Raw genomic sequence first — 16,807 nt, 5'->3', positions numbered from 1 at the left:
GATCGCGCAACCGGGCGGGGCGCTTACTTGATGGGCAGTTGCAGCGGGGATTGCTGCGGCTGCTGCGCTTCTTCCGCGCGACGGGCGGCTTCCAGTGCTTCTGCTTCGGCCTGGGCCTTGGCTTCGGCCTGGGCCTGCAGCGTGTCCAGCTGCTCAGGGGTGATCAGCTGCAGGCGCATGGCCACTTGCTGGATCAGGTCGCGGCGCATTTCCTGGCGCAGTTGCGCGGATTCCTGGTCGGAGGCGATCAGGTTGTTGCTGTCGTGGGTGTAGTAGCGCTGTACGTCGACGCGGTCCTGCAGCAGCAGCAGGTCTTTCTGGCCGCCACGGATCTCGTAGTCCAGGGTGTTGCTCAGCTGGTATTCGGAGGTGCGCGAGTTGCCGCTGTAGCTGGCGGAACGGCTTTCTTCCTGTTCGCGGGTCAGAACGATGCGGTAGGGCGCACCGGCATGCACCTTGACGTGACTGTGCTTGAGCAGCTGGCGCAGTTGCTTGACGGTTTCGCCGTAGGAGTTGCGGGCGGTGACGTCCACTTCCTTGAGGGCGAACTGGGTGTCGCCGGTGCCGCGCAGCTGGAAGCCGCAGGCGCCGAGTGTCAGCGTCAGGCCCAGGACCAGCAGATTCCGTTTCTTCATCGTTGGTTTTCCCCTTGGCGAATCGCCGGGGCTGCGCGGCAGCCCCGGTGTGAAGTCAGTTGGCGACAATGTTGACCAGCTTGCCCGGGACCACGATCACCTTGCGGATGGTCAGGCCTTCGGTGAAGCGCAGCACGTTCTCGTTGGCGCGGGCGATTGCCTCGACGGTCTCGCGGCTGGCGTCGGCCGCCACCTCGATCTGGCCACGGAGCTTGCCGTTGACCTGCACCACCAGTTGCAGGGTGTCCTGCACCAGGGCGCTCTCGTCGACCTTCGGCCAGGCGGCGTCGATGACGGCGTCCGCATGGCCCAGTTCACGCCAGAGTTCGTGGCAGATGTGCGGGGTGATCGGGGCCAGCAGCAGGGCCACGGTCTCCAGGCCCTCCTGGAGCAGGGCGCGGTCCTGGGCGTCAGCCTGGGGCGCTTTCTCCAGCACGTTCATCAGGGTCATCACGGCGGCGATGGCGGTGTTGAACTTGTGGTGCTGGCCGACATCCTGGCTGGCCTGCTTGATGGCCAGGTGGATCGCGCGGCGCACGTCCTTCTGGGCGTCGGAGAGGGCGGCGGTGTCCAGCGCAGCCGGCAGGCCGGCGTTGACGTGGGCCTGGGCCAGGCGCCAGACGCGGCGCAGGAAGCGGCTGGCGCCTTCGACGCCGGCGTCGGACCATTCCAGGCTCATGTCCGGCGGGGAGGCGAACATCATGAACAGGCGGCAGGTGTCGGCGCCGTAGGCGTCGATCATGGCCTGCGGGTCCACGCCGTTGTTCTTCGACTTGGACATCTTCTCGGTGCCGCCGATTTCCACCGGCAGGCCGTCGGTCTTCAGGCGCGCGCCGATGACCTTGGCCTTGCCGTCACGCTCGACTTCGACGTCGGCCGGGTTGAACCAGTCCTTGCCGCCGTTGGAGGCGGTGCGGTAGTAGGTCTCGGCGACCACCATGCCCTGGGTCAGCAGGTTCTTGAACGGCTCGTCGGAGCTGACCAGGCCTTCGTCACGCATCAGCTTGTGGAAGAAGCGCGCGTAGAGCAGGTGCAGGATGGCGTGCTCGATGCCGCCGATGTACTGGTCCACCGGCAGCCAGTGGTTGGCGGCAGCCGGGTCGACCATGCCCTTGTCATAGGTGGGCGAGGCGTAGCGGGCGAAGTACCAGGAGCTTTCCACGAAGGTGTCCATGGTGTCGGTTTCGCGCTTGGCCGCCGTGCCGCATTTCGGGCAGGTGCATTCGTAGAACTCGGGCATCTTCGCCAGCGGGCTGCCGGCGCCGTCCGGCACCACGTCTTCGGGCAGCACGACGGGGAGCTGGTCCTCGGGGACCGGCACGTCGCCGCAGCTCGGGCAATGGATGATCGGGATCGGGCAGCCCCAGTAGCGCTGGCGGCTGATGCCCCAGTCGCGCAGGCGGAACTGGGTGCGCGACTGGCCGAGGCCCTTCTTCTGCAGGGCCACTTCGATGGCGTCGAAGGCACCCTGGAAGTCCAGGCCGTCGAATGCGCCGGAGTTGATCAGCTGGCCGTGCTCGCCGTAGGCGTCCTGCCAGGGGGCGGGGGTCTCGTCACCGGCGCTGGTGCGCACCACCGGCTTGACCAGCAGGTTGTACTTGGCGGCGAAGGCGAAGTCGCGCTCGTCGTGGGCCGGGACGGCCATCACGGCGCCTTCGCCATAGTTCATCAGCACGTAGTTGGCGACCCACACCGGGAGCTTCTCGCCGGTCAGCGGGTGCTCGACGAACAGCGGGGTGGCCAGGCCTTTCTTCTCCTGGGTGGCGATGTCGGCTTCGGCGACGCCGCCGCGCTTGCACTCGTCGATGAAGGCCTGCAGCTCGGCGGCCTTGTCGGCCGGCAGCTTGGTCAGGGCGATGGCGGCCAGCGGGTGCTCGGCGGCCACGGCCACGTAGGTGGCGCCCATCAGGGTGTCAGGGCGGGTGGTGAAGACCTTCAGCGCGCCGTCCTGGCCGATGCTGGCGGCGTCATAGGGGAAGCTGACTTCCATCCCGCGGGACTTGCCGATCCAGTTGCGCTGCATGGTCTTGACCTGCTCGGGCCAGCCCGGCAGGTCGTCGAGGCTGCTGAGCAGCTCTTCGGCGTAGGCGGTGATCTTGAAGTAGTACATCGGGATTTCGCGCTTCTCGATCAGCGCGCCCGAACGCCAGCCACGGCCGTCGATGACCTGCTCGTTGGCCAGTACGGTCTGGTCCACCGGGTCCCAGTTCACGGTGCCGTTCTTGCGGTAGATCACACCCTTCTCGAACAGGCGGGTGAACAGCCACTGTTCCCAGCGGTAGTAGTCCGGCTTGCAGGTGGTGACCTCGCGGGACCAGTCGATCGCCAGGCCCAGGCTCTTCAGCTGGGCCTTCATGTAGGCGATGTTCTCGTAGGTCCACTTGGCCGGGGCGACGTTGTTCTTCATGGCGGCGTTTTCCGCCGGCATGCCGAAGGCGTCCCAACCCATGGGCTGCAGCACGTTCTTGCCCTGCATGCGGTGGTAGCGGGCAATCACGTCGCCAATGGTGTAGTTGCGCACGTGCCCCATGTGTAGCTTGCCGCTCGGGTAGGGGAACATGGACAGGCAATAGAAGGTGTCCTTGCCGGCCTGTTCGCTCACTTCAAAGGATTTGTGCGCGTCCCAATGGGCCTGCGCGGCGGCTTCGATATCACGGGGCTGGTAGTTTTCGTGCATGGCTACTTGCGCTGATAAATGGGCATCGGATCGGGGCCGCGAAGGGCGCTGAACCGCGTGCGAAACGTAAATTCAAGCGCAGTAGCATACATGAGCGCCATTGGCAGAGGGAAACCCTGATTGCGCGCGGGCCGCGCCCCGCCGCCGTTTGTCGCGGCCACCCTGCGGGGGCCCTGGTGACCGCTAAGCTTCTGCTTCATGAGGGCGCTGCAGTGTGTATCGAGGTGCTGCATGGTGGAGACGAGGCGAGCAGAAACGGCGGGTGGGCTCTATGAGCGGCTGCTGCATCGTCTGGCCCTGGCGCTGGACGAGGCGGACACGGCTGAGCGCCTGCGCAACGAACACCCGAGCGAGCTGGAGCTCAAGGGGCTGAGCCCCGCCGAGCTGGCGTTGATTCGGGCTTATCTCGACAAGGACCTCAACTGGTTGCGCGGCTGGCACGCGGCAGCCGAGGAACTCGCCCTCATCGAGCAGCAACCCACCCGTGCGGCGAAGCCTGTGCGTAATCCCAAGAGCGCACCCAAGAGCACTCCGCCCGCCCGCGCGGCCCGTCCGCTGTTCAAGCGTCGGCAGCAACTGCTCTGTGCCCTGTGTGGCGCGCCGGCCAACTGGCAACGTGGCCAGGGCGTCCAGGCCTGCGGTACCTGCGGGTCCCAGCTTTTCCGCGCTGGCAATCCCCGATAGGCTTCGCGCACCCTGGAGGTGCCGATGCCGATTCGTTATCTGTTCAAACAACTGCTGATGCCGCCGGGCATCCTTTTGGTCCTGCTGTTGCTGGCCTGGTGGTGGCGTGCGCGTCGCCCCCGCCTGGCGCTCGCCTGTTTCCTGATGGGGTTCGGTGGCCTGTGGACGATGAGCCTGCCGGTGACGGTGGAAACCCTGGCCGGCTGGCTGGAAACCGAACCGCCCTTGCAGGAAGCGCGCTGGGCCGAACTGCCCGGACGCGCCCAGGCCATCGTCGTGCTGGGTGCCGGGCGGGTTCGCGATGACCCCGCCTGGGACGGCGACCAGCCCAGCCTGCTGGCCATGGAGCGCATGCGCTACGCCGCGCGGATCGCCAAGGCCACCCAGCTACCGGTGTTGGTCACTGGCGGGTTCCACTACGGCCAGCCGCCCAGCGAGGCGGCGATCATGGCCGAGTCGTTCGAGCGTGATCTGGGCGTGCCGGTGCGCTGGCTGGAAGAGGCGAGCCGAACCACCTGGGAGAACGCCGTGGAGTCGGCGCGCATCCTCAAGGCCGAGGGCGTCGAGCGAGTGGTGCTGGTGACCCAGGGCTTCCACATGCAGCGCGCACGCTGGTGCTTCGAGCAGGCGGGGCTGGAGGTGGTCACGGCGCCGTCGTCGTTCCTGTCCTCGCCCAATTCACGGCCGTTTGGCGGTTGGCTGCCGGAGACGGTGGCGGTGTGGCACAGCGGGATGTTGCTCAACGAGGCGCTGGGCCTGTTGGCCTACCCGCTGGCATACCGCCCGGGAGCGGTTGCCAGCGAGTGAGCTGGGTCAGACGGTCTTGGCGATGCGGCTGGCCAGCAGGGCCCAGCCGAACAGCAGGCCACACAGAATGGCCAGCGGCCAGGAGCGCCATTTCAGGTACGGGGTGAGGCCCTGCATGGGCTCCACCTGGCCGTAGAGCGAGGCCTTCTCGAACTGCGGGATGGCGGTTTCGATGCGGCCGAAGGGGTCGATCAGCACGGTGACGCCGTTGTTGGTGGCGCGGATCATCCAGCGCCCGGCCTCCAGCGCCCGCATCTGCGCCATCTGCAGGTGCTGCAGCGGCCCGATGGAGGTGCCGAACCAGGTGTCGTTGGACACGGTCAGCAGCAGGTCGCTCTGGGCGGCAAGCCTGGCGGCGAACTCGGGGTAGACCACTTCGTAGCAGATGTACGGCGCGATCCTGTAGCCCTTGGCCAGCAGCGGTTGCTGGTCGGCGGGGCCGCGGGCGAAGTCGGACATGGGCAGGTCGAAGAAGGCGATCAGCCCGCGCAGCACATCCTGCAGCGGTACGTATTCGCCGAATGGCACCAGTTGCTGCTTGAGGTAGGTGCCCTGGCCGTCGCCGACCACGGTGATGCCGTTGTAGTAGCGCTTCTCCCCCCGCTCGTTGGCCTGGCGGATCGGTACGCCGGTGATCAGCGCGGCCTGGCGGTCGTGGGCGACGCGGCCCATGACGGAGAGGAAGCCCTCGGCGTGTTCCTTCAGTACCGGTACGGCGGTTTCCGGCCAGATGATCAGGTCGGTGCGGCGCGCCGCCAGGGTCATGTCGCGGTAGAGCGCCAGCTGGGCTTCCAGCTGTGCCGGGTCCCATTTCAGGTTCTGCTCCACGTTGCCCTGCAGGGCGACCACGTCGAGCTTCTCGCCCAGCGGTCGGGTCCAGGCGTGGTCCTTGAGGGCCAGCCCGGTGATCCAGGGGGCTGCCAGCAGGCCCAGGGCCGCCACCAGGAAGGCCGGGGCCCGGCGCAGGCGCACCAGGTTGACCAGCAGGGCAGCGCTCAGGGCGAGGGCGAACGACACCAGCCAGACACCGCCGAGCGGGGCCAGGCCCGCCAGGGGGCCGTCCAGCTGGCTGTAGCCGGCGTAGAGCCAGGGGAAACCGGTGAGGAACCAGCCACGGAAGGCCTCCTGGGCCAGCCACAGCGCGGCGAAGGCCAGGGCGTCGGCCAGCGGGGCCTCGTTGCGGCGGAACCAGCGTGCCCAGAGCGCGGCGGGAATGGCGAAGAATAGGGCCACGCCGGCGCTGAAGCCGCCGGTGAGCAGTGCCGCCAGCGGCGCCGAGGCGCCGCCGTAGTCATGGATGCTGACGTAGATCCAGCTGGTGCCGGCGATGAACAGGCCGAAGCCGTAGCACCAGCCCCGGCCGAAGGCGGCCTTGGGGCCGAGCCCGCGCAGGCCGAGGTAGAACAGGGCGAGTGACAGCAGCGACAGCGGCCAGTAGTCGAAGGGCGCCATGGCCAGTGGGGTGAGGGCGCCGGCAGCCAGGGCCAGCAGGTTGCCCGGCCAGCCGGGGCGGGTGATCCAGTTCATGCGCAATCCTTGGGCGGGGCAGTGGAGGGCCCGGAACGCCGCGCAGTCTAGCCGGGCCACGCCCGCGCCGGGAAGCGACGGGCGTGGTGGCGGTCAGCGGTTGATCGGGCTGAGGCGCAGCAGGTGCAGGCGGCGGCTGTCGGCGTTGAGCACGCGGAAGCGGAAGCCGCCGATCTCGGTGGTCTCGTTGCGCTTGGGCAGGTGCCCGAAGGCGCCCATGACCAGACCGCCGATGGTGTCGAACTCGTCTTCGGAGAAGTCGGTTTCGAAGAAGCTGTTGAAGGCATCCACCGGGGTCAGCGCCTTGACGATGAAGTCGCCGCTGGGCAGCGGCTTGATGTAGCTGTCTTCCTCGACGTCGTGCTCGTCCTCGATGTCGCCAACGATCTGCTCCAGCACGTCCTCGATGGTCACCAGGCCCGCCACGCCGCCGTATTCGTCGATGACCACGGCCATGTGGTTGTGGTTGGCGCGGAATTCGCGAAGCAGCACGTTGAGGCGCTTGGACTCGGGCACGAAGGTGGCCGGGCGCAGCAGCTCCTTGATGTTGAAGGGGCGCTCGGGGTCCTGGAGGATCAGCGGCAGCAGGTCCTTGGCCAGGAGGATGCCCATGACGTCGTCCAGGCCTTCGCCGATCACCGGGTAGCGCGAGTGCGCGGCGTCGATGATGGCGGGGAGGAACTCGCGGGGTGTCTGGGTGGCCTTGATGCTGATCATCTGCGAGCGCGGCACCATGATGTCGCGCACCTGCAGGTCAGCCACCTGGATGGCGCCCTCGACGATGGACAGCGCCTCGCTGTCCAGCAGTTTGTTCTGGTGGGCTTCGCGCAGCAGCTCCAGCAGCTCCTGGCGGCTTTTCGGCTCATGGGCAAAGGCCTGGGTCAGCTTTTCCAGCCAGGACCTGTGCCCGTTGCTCGATCGATCTTCGCTCATATGTCCTTGCTCGGGGTTCTCACTCGTCGTCGCGGTACGGGTCGGGGTGGCCGAGTTCGGCCAGCAGTTCCCGTTCCAGCGCTTCCATTTCTTCGGCTTCCTCGTCCTCGATGTGGTCGTAACCCAGGAGGTGCAGGCAGCCGTGAATCACCAGGTGCGCCCAGTGGGCGTCGAGGGCCTTGCCCTGCTCGGCGGCCTCGCGGGCCACCACCGGGGCGCAGATCACCAGGTCGCCCAGCAGCGGGATGTCGAGGAACTCCTCGGGCACGTCGGCGGGGAAGGACAGCACGTTGGTGGCGTAGTCCTTGTGCCGCCAGGTGCGGTTCAGTTCGCGGCCCTCAGGCTCGTCCACTAGGCGGATGGTCAGCTCCGAGTCGCCCTGGCGCTGGCGCAGGGCCAGGGTGCACCAGCGGCGGAAGTCGGCTTCGCCGGGCAGGTCACTGGCCTCGCTGGCCAGTTGCAGGTCGAGTTCAAGCATCGGGATTGACCGCACCCGGATCGTTGTCGGCAGGACGCGGCTTGGCCTGGGCGCGGTTGTCGTAGCGGTCGTAGGCTTCGACGATGCGCTGCACCAGTGGGTGGCGGACCACGTCGTGGGACTTGAAGTGGGTGAAGGCGATGCCGGGCACGTCACGCAGCACGTCGATCACGTGGGCCAGGCCGGAGCGGGTGCCCCGGGGCAGGTCGACCTGGGTGATGTCGCCGGTGATGACGGCCGTGGAGCCGAAGCCGATACGGGTCAGGAACATCTTCATCTGCTCGACGGTGGTGTTCTGACTCTCGTCGAGAATGATGAAGCTGTTGTTAAGGGTGCGCCCACGCATGTAGGCCAGCGGGGCGACCTCGATCACCTGCTTTTCGATCAGCTTGGCCACCTGCTCGAAGCCGAGCATCTCGTAGAGGGCGTCGTAGAGCGGGCGCAGGTAGGGGTCGATCTTCTGGGTCAGGTCGCCGGGGAGGAAGCCCAGCTTCTCGCCGGCTTCCACCGCCGGGCGTACCAGCAGGATGCGGCGCACCTGCTCGCGCTCCAGGGCGTCCACGGCGCAGGCGACGGCCAGGTAGGTCTTGCCGGTGCCGGCCGGGCCGATGCCGAAGTTGATGTCGTGGTCGAGGATGGACTTCACATAGCGCTGCTGGTTGATGCCGCGCGGACGGATCATGCCCTTGCGGGTGCGCAGGGCGACACTGGCTTCCATCTTGGGGTTGGCCAGCTCGTCCATGCCGGTTTCCCGGAGGAACAGGTGGACCATGTCCGGGGACAGCTCGGTGGCTTCGGTCTCACGGTAGAGGCGGCGCAGCAGGTGCTCGGTGGCCTGGGTGCGCTGGGGGTCGCCCACCAGCTCGAACTGGTTGCCGCGGTTGCGGATCTCGATGGCCATGCGCTGTTCGATCAGCCGCAGGTGTTCGTCGAACTGGCCACAGAGGTTGGCGAATCGACGTGCTTCGAAGGGCTCCAGGGTGAAACGGTGCAAATCCAGGGGTGCGTTCAATGTCGTGGGTTCTTGGTCGCCGTTGGCAGGTCAGGAGATGGAGCATAAACCCAGGTGCCCGGCTGCGGAAGCACGGGCACCGGGATTTCAGTGCAGGGTGTCCTCGATCAGCGTGCCGCGCAGGGAGTGGGGCAGGGCGTCGTCGATGTGCACGTCGACGAACTGGCCGATCAGGCGCGGGTTGGCGCTGCGGAAGTTGACGATGCGGTTGTTCTCGGTGCGGCCCTGGAGCATGCCCGGGTCCTTCTTGGAGAAGTCGCTCACCAGGATGCGCTGGACGGTGCCGACCATGCGGCGGCTGTTCTCGAAACCCTGCTGGTGGATGCGGGCCTGGAGGATCTGCAGGCGCTGCTTCTTCACTTCTTCCGGGGTGTCGTCGGGCAGGTCGGCGGCCGGGGTGCCGGGGCGCGAGCTGTAGACGAAGGAGAAGGAGAAGTCGAAGCCGACGTCTTCCACCAGCTTCATGGTGGCCTCGAAGTCCTTGTCGGTCTCGCCGGGGAAACCGACGATGAAGTCGGAGCTGATGCAGATGTCCGGTACCGCTGCCTTGAGCTTGCGGATGCGCGACTTGTATTCCAGCGCGGTGTGGTTGCGCTTCATCGCCGCGAGGATGCGGTCCGAACCGGCCTGCACCGGCAGGTGGACGAACTTCACCAGCTCCGGCACTTCGGCGTGGGCCTGGATCAGCGCGTCGGAGAACTCCAGGGGGTGGGAGGTGGTGTAGCGGATGCGGTCGATGCCGTCGACGGCGGCCACCACGCGGATCAGCTCGGCGAAGTCGGCGATGCGCCCGTCGTGGGTCTGGCCGCGGTAGCCGTTGACGTTCTGGCCCAGCAGGGTGGCCTCGCGCACGCCGTTCTCGGCCAGGTGGATCACCTCGGCCAGCACGTCGTCGAAGGGCCGGCTGACTTCCTCGCCACGGGTGTAGGGCACCACGCAGAAGGTGCAGTACTTGCTGCAGCCTTCCATCACCGAGACGAAGGCGCTGGGGCCGTCGACGCGGGGCTCGGGCAGGCGGTCGAACTTCTCGATCTCGGGGAAGCTGATGTCCACCTGGGGCGCGCGGGTGGTGCGCGCGGCGTCGATCATCTCCGGCAGGCGGTGCAGGGTCTGCGGGCCGAAGACCACGTCGACGTAGGGCGCGCGCTCACGGATGGCGGCGCCTTCCTGGCTGGCCACGCAGCCACCGACGCCGATCACCAGCTCGGGGTTCTGGCGTTTCAGCTCCCGCCAGCGACCGAGTTGCGAGAACACCTTCTCCTGCGCCTTCTCGCGGATAGAGCAGGTGTTGAGCAGGATGACGTCGGCCTCCTCGGCACGTTCGGTCATTTCCAGCGCCTGGTGTTCGCCCAGCAGGTCGGCCATGCGCGAGGAGTCGTACTCGTTCATCTGGCAGCCGTGGGTTTCGATATAGAGCTTCTTGGCCATGCAGGTCAGGGTCGGGTGGTTCGAAGAACCGCGCATTATAGTCGCGGCCTGCCCGCGTTCCTAGGGTGGTGCGACCGGTCGCCGTGCTATGCTTCGCGCCCCCATTTTCCTGCCGTACCGACCTTTACATGAGCAAGCACGAACCGATCTTCAAGGTGATCTTCCTCAACCAGGGCCAGGTCTACGAGATCTACGCCCGGCAGATCTTCCAGAGCGAGCTGTGGGGATTCCTGGAGATCGAGGAGCTGGTCTTCGGCGAGCGCAACCAACTGGTGGTGGACCCCAGCGAGGAGAAGCTCAAGGCGCAGTTCGAGGGCGTGGTGCGCAGCTTCGTGCCGATGCACGCGATCATCCGCATCGACGAGGTGGAGCGCCTGGGCACGGCGAAGATCAGCGAGGCCAAGGGCACGGGCAACGTCATGCCGTTCCCCATGCCGCCCATGCCGGACAAACGCAGCTAGGCGGCGAGGTATTCAGGGCAGGGGGGCGAAGGGCGATCCGCCGTCGGCGGTCTGCAGTTCGATGAGGTAGTTGCGGAAGATCTGCCCCAGCACCTGGGTGGCGATCTCCAGCTCGTCGGCGCGCATCTGCCCGGCCACCACGTCCGCCGAGTCCATCGCCTCGTCCGAGCCGTTCACCGCCGCCATCTTCAGCACGATGTAGGCCTGTACGTTGCTGGCCGGCACGCCTTCACCCCGGAAGAACATGTTGCCCAGGCGGAATTGCGCCTGGGCGTTGCCTTTCAGCGAGGCCTGCTCGAACCAGTTGAGGGCTTGCTGCAGGTCGCGCGGGGCGCGCTTGCCGTCGTAGTAGAACTCGCCCAGCTCGTATTGCGCACCGGTGTCGCCGGCCTTGGCAGCCTGCTGGCAGTTGGAGAGGGCTTCCTGGAGGTCTTCGGGGCGTGTGTTGAGGTTGCAGCGGCCGGACGCCGGGATCAGCAGCGAGTTGCCGCCGGCTTCGGCCAGCAGGGGAGAAAGGAGCAACAGGCTGCCCAATGTCAGGATGCGGCCGGTGCGGTTCATCAGATCACAGCGCCTCGGAAAGCAGAGCGGGCTCCCGCCCGGTCGGCGAAACGCGCCGACCGTCACATTATGAAATAAGCAGGGCGCTACTTACAAAGTCTTTGCACGCTTTTCCCGCACCCGGGCGGCAAGGCCGGTGGCCTGCACGCCCGGGTGTAGGGATGGCGTAACGGATCAGCCCTTTTTCAGCTCGGCGAAGGCGCGTTCGGCGGCGTCCAGGGTGATGGCCAGTTCCTTGTCGCCGTGGGCGATGGAGGTGAAGCCGGCCTCGAAGGCGCTGGGGGCGAGGTAGACGCCGCCGTCCAGCATCAGGTGGAAGAAGCGCTTGAAGCGCTCGACGTCGCTGGCCATCACATCGTCGAAGGTGACGATGTCGTCGGCGCCGCTGAAGTACAGGCCGAACATGCCGCCCGCCTGGGTGGTCACGAAGGGAATGCCGGCGGCGTCGGCGCGCTGCTGCAGGCCATCGAGCATGCGGGTGGTGTAGTCGGTCAGCTCGGCGTGGAAGCCCGGGCGGCTGATCAGCTTCAGGGTGGTCAGGCCGGCGGCCATGGCCAGCGGGTTACCGGACAGGGTGCCGGCCTGGTAGACCGGGCCCAGCGGGGCGATGCAGGACATGATCTCGCGCTTGCCGCCGAAGCAGCCCACCGGCATGCCGCCGCCGACGATCTTGCCGAAGGTGGAGAGGTCCGGGGTCACGCCGTAGTGGGCCTGTGCGCCACCCAGGGCGACGCGGAAGCCGGTCATCACTTCGTCGAAGATCAGCACCACGCCGTGCTGGTCGCACAGGCGGCGCAGGCCTTCGAGGAAGCCGGGCGCCGGCGGTACGCAGTTCATGTTGCCGGCGACCGGCTCGACGATGATGCAGGCCACGCTCTGGCCGACTTCACCGAGGGTCTTCTCCACCGCGCCGATGTCGTTGAAGGGCAGGGTCAGGGTGTGCTTGGCGAAGTCCGCCGGCACGCCGGCCGAGCTGGGCACGCCCTGGGTCAGCAGGCCTGAGCCGGCCTTGACCAACAGGCTGTCGGAGTGACCGTGGTAGCAGCCTTCGAACTTGATGATCGCGTCGCGACCGGTGAAGCCGCGGGCCAGGCGGATGGCGCTCATGGTCGCCTCGGTGCCGGAACTGACCATGCGCACCATCTCCATGGACGGCACCAGGGAGCAGACCAGGTCGGCCATCTCGGTTTCCATGGCGGTGGGTGCGCCGTAGGAGAGGCCGTGCTGCAGCTGGTTGCGCACCGCGTCGAGCACGTCCGGGTGGCCGTGGCCGAGGATCATAGGGCCCCAGGAGCCGACGTAGTCCACGTAGCGCTTGTCGTCCTCGTCCGTCACGTAGGCGCCTTCCGCGTGCTTGAAGAACAGCGGCGTGCCGCCGACGCTCCGGAAGGCGCGGACCGGCGAGTTGACGCCGCCGGGGATGTGTTTCTGGGCGTTGGCGAACAGGGTTTCGGAACGGGACATGTCGAACTCTCTATGCAAGCGGTTGAAAGGGCTCAGGCCGGCGCGAACAGCGCACTGAAGGCGCGGGCGCGGCGTTCCACCTCGGCGGGGCCGTCGGCGGCGAACAGGGCGTGGATCACCGCCACCATGCTCGCGCCACGGGCGATCAGCGCCGGGGCGGTGTCCAGGGTGACGCCGCCGATGGCGACGATGGGCTGCTGGAAGCGCTGACGCGCCTCGTCCAGCAGCTCCACCGTGGCGGCCGGCGCACCGGGTTTGGTCTGGGAGTTGAAGAAGCGACCGAAGGCCACGTAGCTGGCGCCTTCTGCCAGGGCCGACTCGGCCAGGTCCAGGCGCGCATGGCAGGTGGCACCGATGACCGCGTGACGGCCCAGCAGGGCGCGCGCTGCCGCGATTGAGCCATCGGTCTGGCCCAGGTGCACGCCCACGCCCAGGCGGGCGGCCAGCTCGGCGTCGTCGTTGATCAGCAACTGCGCGCCGTAGCGGGTGCACAGCTCGCGCAACGCCTCGGCCTCACGCAGGCGGCGGGCCTCGTCGGAGGACTTGTCGCGGTACTGCAGCAAACGGGCGCCGCCCTTCAGGGCCGCCTCCACGTAGGGCAGCAGCCGGCCATCGGCGAGCAACTGGCTGTCGGTGATGGCGTAGAGGCCGCGCAGCTTCATGAGCAGAAGTCCAGCGGCAGGCGGCGGGGCACGAACTGGCCGTGGCCCGGTTGCTCGGCGTCACGCAGGGTGCGCCAGGTGTAGTCCAGTGCCGAGCGCACCGCGCTGGGCAGGGCCTCGCCCAGGGCCAGGCGACCGGCCAGGGTGCTGGCCAGGGTGCAGCCGGAGCCGTGGTAGCTGCCGGGCAGGCGCTGGCAGGTGAAGGTGTGGCGTTCGCCATCCTCGGTGTAGAGGCGGTTGTGGACCTCGGCCTCGTCGCCGTGGCCACCGGTGATCAGCAGGTTGCGGCAGAAGGGCAGCAGCTTCTCGGCGCATTCGTCGGCCGTGCCTTCGGGGAGTTCGGCGAGGATGCGCGCTTCCGGCAGGTTCGGCGTGGCGATGAGCGCCACCGGCAGCAGGCGCTCGCGCATCGCGTAGCCCACTTCGTCCTTGCCCAGTGCACCGCCGCCGCCGGCACGCAGCACCGGGTCGCAGACCAGCGGCACCCCCGGCAGGCCCTGCATGATCTCCAGCACGGTCTCCACCATCTCCACCGAGCCGAGCATGCCCAGCTTGACGGCGGAGACCGGCAGGTCGGCGATCACCGCACGGGCCTGGGCCAGCACCCATTCGCGGTCGAGCACGCGGAAGTCGGAAACGTTGACGGTGTCCTGGACGGTCAGGGCGGTCACGGCGGGAGCCGCGTGGCAGCCTTGGGCGATCAGGGCTTCGATGTCCGCCTGCAGACCGGCGCCGCCGCTGGGGTCGTGGCCGGAAAGACAGAGGACGATAGGGCGAGAGGGGGTCGTTTTCATGGTGCGCGAGCTTACCACCTTTCCGCCGTCGGGTCGGCCCGCCGGGCAGGGTGCCCGCCATCCGTCGAAAAGCGCCGAACAGCCTGGCGGGACAGGCCTGTAACGCCCATTCCAGAGCGGTTTTCGCGAGATGGCAGAGTGCCTCCTATGGCGCCCCGATGCTGTGCTAGAGTGTGCGCATTCGAACAACCAGGCCCTGCGTGACGCTTCGGCTCCGGGAAGGAAAGGGACTTCCCGAGGCGTGCGACGGCCTTTGCGGGGCTTCATGCGTCACGTTCTCCTTTTCCTGTCCCTTTTTCTCTCCACCGCCGTGTTCGGCGTGGAGTTCGACGAGCACACCCGCCAGCTGCCCCTCGGGCTGCACATGGACGTCTTCGAAGACGTCCGTGGCGATGCCACCCTCGCCGACATCACCTCCCCCGCGCTGGATCGCAGCTTCCGCCGCAGCGACAAGCCCGTGCTCAACGCCGGCTATTCGCGCTCGGTGTTCTGGATCCGGCTCGACCTCAGCTACCGCCCCCGCGACCTCGGCGGCCAGCAGCCCTGGCTGCTGGAGCTGGCCTACCCGCCGCTGGACCACATCGAGCTCTACCTGCCCGACAGCGAGGGCGGCTACCGGCTCGCCCAGCGCACCGGCGATGCCTTGCCCTTCGCCAGCCGCGAGATCAGGCAGAACAACTACCTGTTCAACCTCAACCTGCAGCCCAACCAGCCCCAGCGGCTGTACCTGCGGGTCAACAGCCAGGGCTCGATCCAGGTGCCGCTCACCCTCTGGTCGCCCCAGGCCTACATGGAGGAGCAGCCCGGGCGCGTGTACGTGCTCGGCATCATCTACGGCGTGCTGCTGGTGATGCTCATCTACAACCTCTTCATCTACCTCAGCGTCCGCGACACCAGCTACCTCTATTACATCCTCTATATCGCCTCGTTCGGCCTGTACCAGATCTCCGTCAACGGCGCCGGCATCCAGTACTTCTGGCCCGACAACCCCTGGTGGGCCAACGCCTCCACCCCGTTCCTGATCGGCTCGGCCGGGTTGTTCGGCTGCCAGTTCGCCCGCAGCTTCCTGCACACCGCCGACCACAGCCCCTGGATCGACCGCAGCCTGCTGGTGCTGATGGCCGTCGGCGTGCTGGTCATGGTCCTGTCCCTGGTCGCCAGCTACGCCGTCGCCCTGCGCCTGGCCACCATCCTGGCCCTGGTCTTCACCGTGGTCATCTTCGCCGCCGGCATCCTCGCCTGGCTGCGCGGCATGCGCGTGGCCCGCTACTTCATCTTCGCCTGGAGCGCCTTCCTCGCCGGCGGGGTGATCAACACCCTCATGGTGCTCGGCTACCTGCCCAACCTCTTCATCACCATGTACGCCAGCCAGATCGGCTCCGCGCTGGAAGTGGGCCTGCTGTCCCTCGCCCTGGCCGACCGCATCAACGCCATGAAGGAGGAGCGCACCCGCATCCTCCAGGAGTCCGGGCGCAAGCTGGAGGCCCTGAACCGCGAGCTGGCCGACAGCAACCGCCTCAAGGACGAATTCCTCGCCACCGTCACCCACGAGCTGCGCACCCCCATGAACGGCGTGATCGGCTCCCTCGAACTGATGCAGACCCTCCCGCTCGACGTCGAGCTGGAGCAGTACCAGAAGACCGCCGCCAGCTCCGCCAGGGACATGATGCGGCTGGTCAACGACATCCTCGCCATGACCGAACTGCAGGCCGGCAAGCTCTACCCGCGCCGCGAGACCTTCAGCCTGCGCGGCCTGTTCGACAGCCTGCGCGCCCAGTACGCCCCGCGCGCCGAGGAAAAGGGCCTGGCCTTCGCCCTGGAACTGGACGAAAGCCTGCCTGACACCCTCGAAGGCGACGCCGGCAAGCTCGGGCAGATCCTCGGCCACCTGCTGGACAACGCCGTCAAGTTCACCGCCCGGGGCGGCGTCGTGCTGCGGGTCGCCGGCCACGGCCAGGAGCCCGGCGGCCCTCTGCGCCTGCTGGTGGCCGTGGAAGACACCGGCATCGGCTTCTCCACCCCGCCCGATGGCAGCCTCTACAGCGGTTTCCGCCAGCTCGACGGCTCCATGACCCGCGCCTACGGCGGCCTCGGTATCGGCCTGGCCCTGGCGCGGCAACTGGTCGAGCTGCTCGGCGGTCAGCTCACCCACAGCTCCGAGCCCGGTCAGGGCAGTCGCTTCCAGCTGGCCCTCACCCTGACCCGCCCCGCCCAGCGCGAGGCCGCCCCGGTGCGTCGCGCCGTCGCCCAGGCCCAGCGCCGTCCCGAGCAATGCACCGTGCTGGTGGTGGAGGACAACACCATCAACCAGCTGGTGACCCGCGGCATGCTGCTCAAGCTGGGCTACCGCGTACGCACCGCCGACAACGGCGCCGAAGCCCTCGAGCTGCTGCGCCGCGAGCACATCGACGGCGTCCTGCTCGACTGCCAGATGCCGGTCATGGACGGCTTCGCCACCTGCCGCGCCCTGCGCAGCCTGCCCGAATGCGCCGAACTGCCGGTGCTCGCCGTCACCGCCCACAGCCACAGCGGCGACCGCGAACGCTGCCTGGCAGCGGGCATGAGCGACTACCTCTCCAAACCGGTGAAATTCGAAGAGCTGCGCACCCTGCTGCACGACTGGGTGCTCTGCCGCGCCGGCGAACACCCAGTCTGATCGGTCACCCACCGGCCGGAATGCCGCC

Annotated in this window: 15 protein-coding genes; 4 read left to right on the top strand and 11 right to left on the bottom strand. The window is 67.7% G+C overall.

All coding sequences use genetic code 11. The features are described from left to right. Window positions 1-23: 23 nt before the first annotated feature. On the bottom strand, window positions 24-635 hold the full coding sequence (locus BM198_RS24630; RefSeq protein WP_044410736.1) for an LPS-assembly lipoprotein LptE: 612 nt from the start codon (window positions 633-635) through the stop codon (window positions 24-26). Between the two features lie 55 nt (window positions 636-690). Beyond that, window positions 691-3,312 (bottom strand): leucine--tRNA ligase, encoded by a 2,622-nt coding sequence (leuS, locus tag BM198_RS24625; protein ID WP_074973169.1) that lies wholly within the window; start codon window positions 3,310-3,312, stop codon window positions 691-693. A gap of 231 nt (window positions 3,313-3,543) precedes the next feature. On the opposite strand from leuS, the gene BM198_RS24615 reads away from it, so the two are divergent. Both BM198_RS24615 and BM198_RS24610 read left to right on the top strand, forming a co-directional pair. After that, window positions 3,544-3,996 (top strand): hypothetical protein, encoded by a 453-nt coding sequence (locus BM198_RS24615; RefSeq protein ID WP_074973165.1) that lies wholly within the window; start codon window positions 3,544-3,546, stop codon window positions 3,994-3,996. 24 nt (window positions 3,997-4,020) lie between these two features. Further along, complete coding sequence (locus BM198_RS24610) at window positions 4,021-4,803, top strand: YdcF family protein (RefSeq protein ID WP_074973163.1); 783 nt, start codon at window positions 4,021-4,023, stop codon at window positions 4,801-4,803. Window positions 4,804-4,809: 6 nt separating this feature from the next. Here the strand turns inward: BM198_RS24610 and lnt are convergent, their stop codons facing one another. The 5 genes from lnt to miaB form a co-directional block, all read right to left on the bottom strand. After that, on the bottom strand, window positions 4,810-6,330 hold the full coding sequence (gene lnt / locus BM198_RS24605; RefSeq protein ID WP_074973161.1) for an apolipoprotein N-acyltransferase: 1,521 nt from the start codon (window positions 6,328-6,330) through the stop codon (window positions 4,810-4,812). Between the two features lie 93 nt (window positions 6,331-6,423). Next, window positions 6,424-7,263, bottom strand: a complete 840-nt coding sequence (locus BM198_RS24600; protein WP_044410721.1) for an HlyC/CorC family transporter — start codon at window positions 7,261-7,263, stop codon at window positions 6,424-6,426. A 19-nt stretch (window positions 7,264-7,282) separates the two neighbouring features. After that, on the bottom strand, window positions 7,283-7,741 hold the full coding sequence (ybeY, locus tag BM198_RS24595; protein WP_044410718.1) for an rRNA maturation RNase YbeY: 459 nt from the start codon (window positions 7,739-7,741) through the stop codon (window positions 7,283-7,285). Further along, window positions 7,734-8,753, bottom strand: coding sequence for a PhoH family protein (locus BM198_RS24590; protein WP_074973159.1), 1,020 nt, complete (start codon window positions 8,751-8,753; stop codon window positions 7,734-7,736). The genes ybeY and BM198_RS24590 overlap by 8 nt, the downstream gene beginning before the upstream one ends. 87 nt (window positions 8,754-8,840) lie before the next feature. After that, a complete protein-coding gene (gene miaB / locus BM198_RS24585) occupies window positions 8,841-10,181 on the bottom strand; it encodes a tRNA (N6-isopentenyl adenosine(37)-C2)-methylthiotransferase MiaB (protein WP_074973230.1) in 1,341 nt (446 codons plus the stop codon). A gap of 128 nt (window positions 10,182-10,309) precedes the next feature. On the opposite strand from miaB, the gene BM198_RS24580 reads away from it, so the two are divergent. Continuing rightward, a complete protein-coding gene (locus tag BM198_RS24580) occupies window positions 10,310-10,642 on the top strand; it encodes a DUF1820 family protein (protein WP_044410713.1) in 333 nt (110 codons plus the stop codon). A 12-nt stretch (window positions 10,643-10,654) separates the two neighbouring features. On the opposite strand, the gene BM198_RS24575 is transcribed toward BM198_RS24580, so the two are convergent. From BM198_RS24575 to BM198_RS24560, 4 genes are all read right to left on the bottom strand, one after another. Beyond that, the gene (locus BM198_RS24575; protein WP_044410710.1) at window positions 10,655-11,203 is read right to left on the bottom strand and encodes a tetratricopeptide repeat protein; all 549 of its coding nucleotides are present in this window, start codon (window positions 11,201-11,203) and stop codon (window positions 10,655-10,657) included. 174 nt (window positions 11,204-11,377) lie between these two features. Continuing rightward, window positions 11,378-12,667, bottom strand: a complete 1,290-nt coding sequence (gene hemL / locus BM198_RS24570) for a glutamate-1-semialdehyde 2,1-aminomutase (protein WP_044410707.1) — start codon at window positions 12,665-12,667, stop codon at window positions 11,378-11,380. Between the two features lie 32 nt (window positions 12,668-12,699). After that, a complete protein-coding gene (gene thiE, locus BM198_RS24565; RefSeq protein WP_074973157.1) occupies window positions 12,700-13,329 on the bottom strand; it encodes a thiamine phosphate synthase in 630 nt (209 codons plus the stop codon). Further along, entirely contained in the window at window positions 13,326-14,123 is a 798-nt protein-coding gene (locus BM198_RS24560) for a hydroxymethylpyrimidine/phosphomethylpyrimidine kinase (protein WP_044410701.1), read from the bottom strand. The genes thiE and BM198_RS24560 overlap by 4 nt, the downstream gene beginning before the upstream one ends. 265 nt (window positions 14,124-14,388) lie before the next feature. Between BM198_RS24560 and BM198_RS24555 the strand changes: the two genes are divergently transcribed. Beyond that, window positions 14,389-16,779 (top strand): hybrid sensor histidine kinase/response regulator, encoded by a 2,391-nt coding sequence (locus BM198_RS24555; protein WP_074973228.1) that lies wholly within the window; start codon window positions 14,389-14,391, stop codon window positions 16,777-16,779. The last annotated feature ends 28 nt before the right edge of the window (window positions 16,780-16,807 follow it).

Origin of the sequence: Metapseudomonas otitidis (assembly GCF_900111835.1) — a bacterium.
In the GTDB taxonomy this organism is placed as follows: Bacteria; Pseudomonadota; Gammaproteobacteria; order Pseudomonadales; family Pseudomonadaceae; genus Metapseudomonas; species Metapseudomonas otitidis.
This window is presented reverse-complemented; position numbering and strand designations above follow the sequence as displayed.

What these genes read in the sequence shown, in the direction of transcription:
- BM198_RS24630 (WP_044410736.1), bottom strand. Translation starts at nt 635, where the DNA reads ATGAAGAAACGGAATCTGCTGGTCCTGGGCCTGACGCTGACACTCGGC.
- leuS (WP_074973169.1), bottom strand. Translation starts at nt 3,312, where the DNA reads ATGCACGAAAACTACCAGCCCCGTGATATCGAAGCCGCCGCGCAGGCC.
- BM198_RS24615 (WP_074973165.1), top strand. Translation starts at nt 3,544, where the DNA reads ATGGTGGAGACGAGGCGAGCAGAAACGGCGGGTGGGCTCTATGAGCGG.
- BM198_RS24610 (WP_074973163.1), top strand. Translation starts at nt 4,021, where the DNA reads ATGCCGATTCGTTATCTGTTCAAACAACTGCTGATGCCGCCGGGCATC.
- lnt (WP_074973161.1), bottom strand. Translation starts at nt 6,330, where the DNA reads ATGAACTGGATCACCCGCCCCGGCTGGCCGGGCAACCTGCTGGCCCTG.
- BM198_RS24600 (WP_044410721.1), bottom strand. Translation starts at nt 7,263, where the DNA reads ATGAGCGAAGATCGATCGAGCAACGGGCACAGGTCCTGGCTGGAAAAG.
- ybeY (WP_044410718.1), bottom strand. Translation starts at nt 7,741, where the DNA reads ATGCTTGAACTCGACCTGCAACTGGCCAGCGAGGCCAGTGACCTGCCC.
- miaB (WP_074973230.1), bottom strand. Translation starts at nt 10,181, where the DNA reads ATGGCCAAGAAGCTCTATATCGAAACCCACGGCTGCCAGATGAACGAG.
- BM198_RS24580 (WP_044410713.1), top strand. Translation starts at nt 10,310, where the DNA reads ATGAGCAAGCACGAACCGATCTTCAAGGTGATCTTCCTCAACCAGGGC.
- BM198_RS24575 (WP_044410710.1), bottom strand. Translation starts at nt 11,203, where the DNA reads ATGAACCGCACCGGCCGCATCCTGACATTGGGCAGCCTGTTGCTCCTT.
- hemL (WP_044410707.1), bottom strand. Translation starts at nt 12,667, where the DNA reads ATGTCCCGTTCCGAAACCCTGTTCGCCAACGCCCAGAAACACATCCCC.
- thiE (WP_074973157.1), bottom strand. Translation starts at nt 13,329, where the DNA reads ATGAAGCTGCGCGGCCTCTACGCCATCACCGACAGCCAGTTGCTCGCC.
- BM198_RS24560 (WP_044410701.1), bottom strand. Translation starts at nt 14,123, where the DNA reads ATGAAAACGACCCCCTCTCGCCCTATCGTCCTCTGTCTTTCCGGCCAC.
- BM198_RS24555 (WP_074973228.1), top strand. Translation starts at nt 14,389, where the DNA reads ATGCGTCACGTTCTCCTTTTCCTGTCCCTTTTTCTCTCCACCGCCGTG.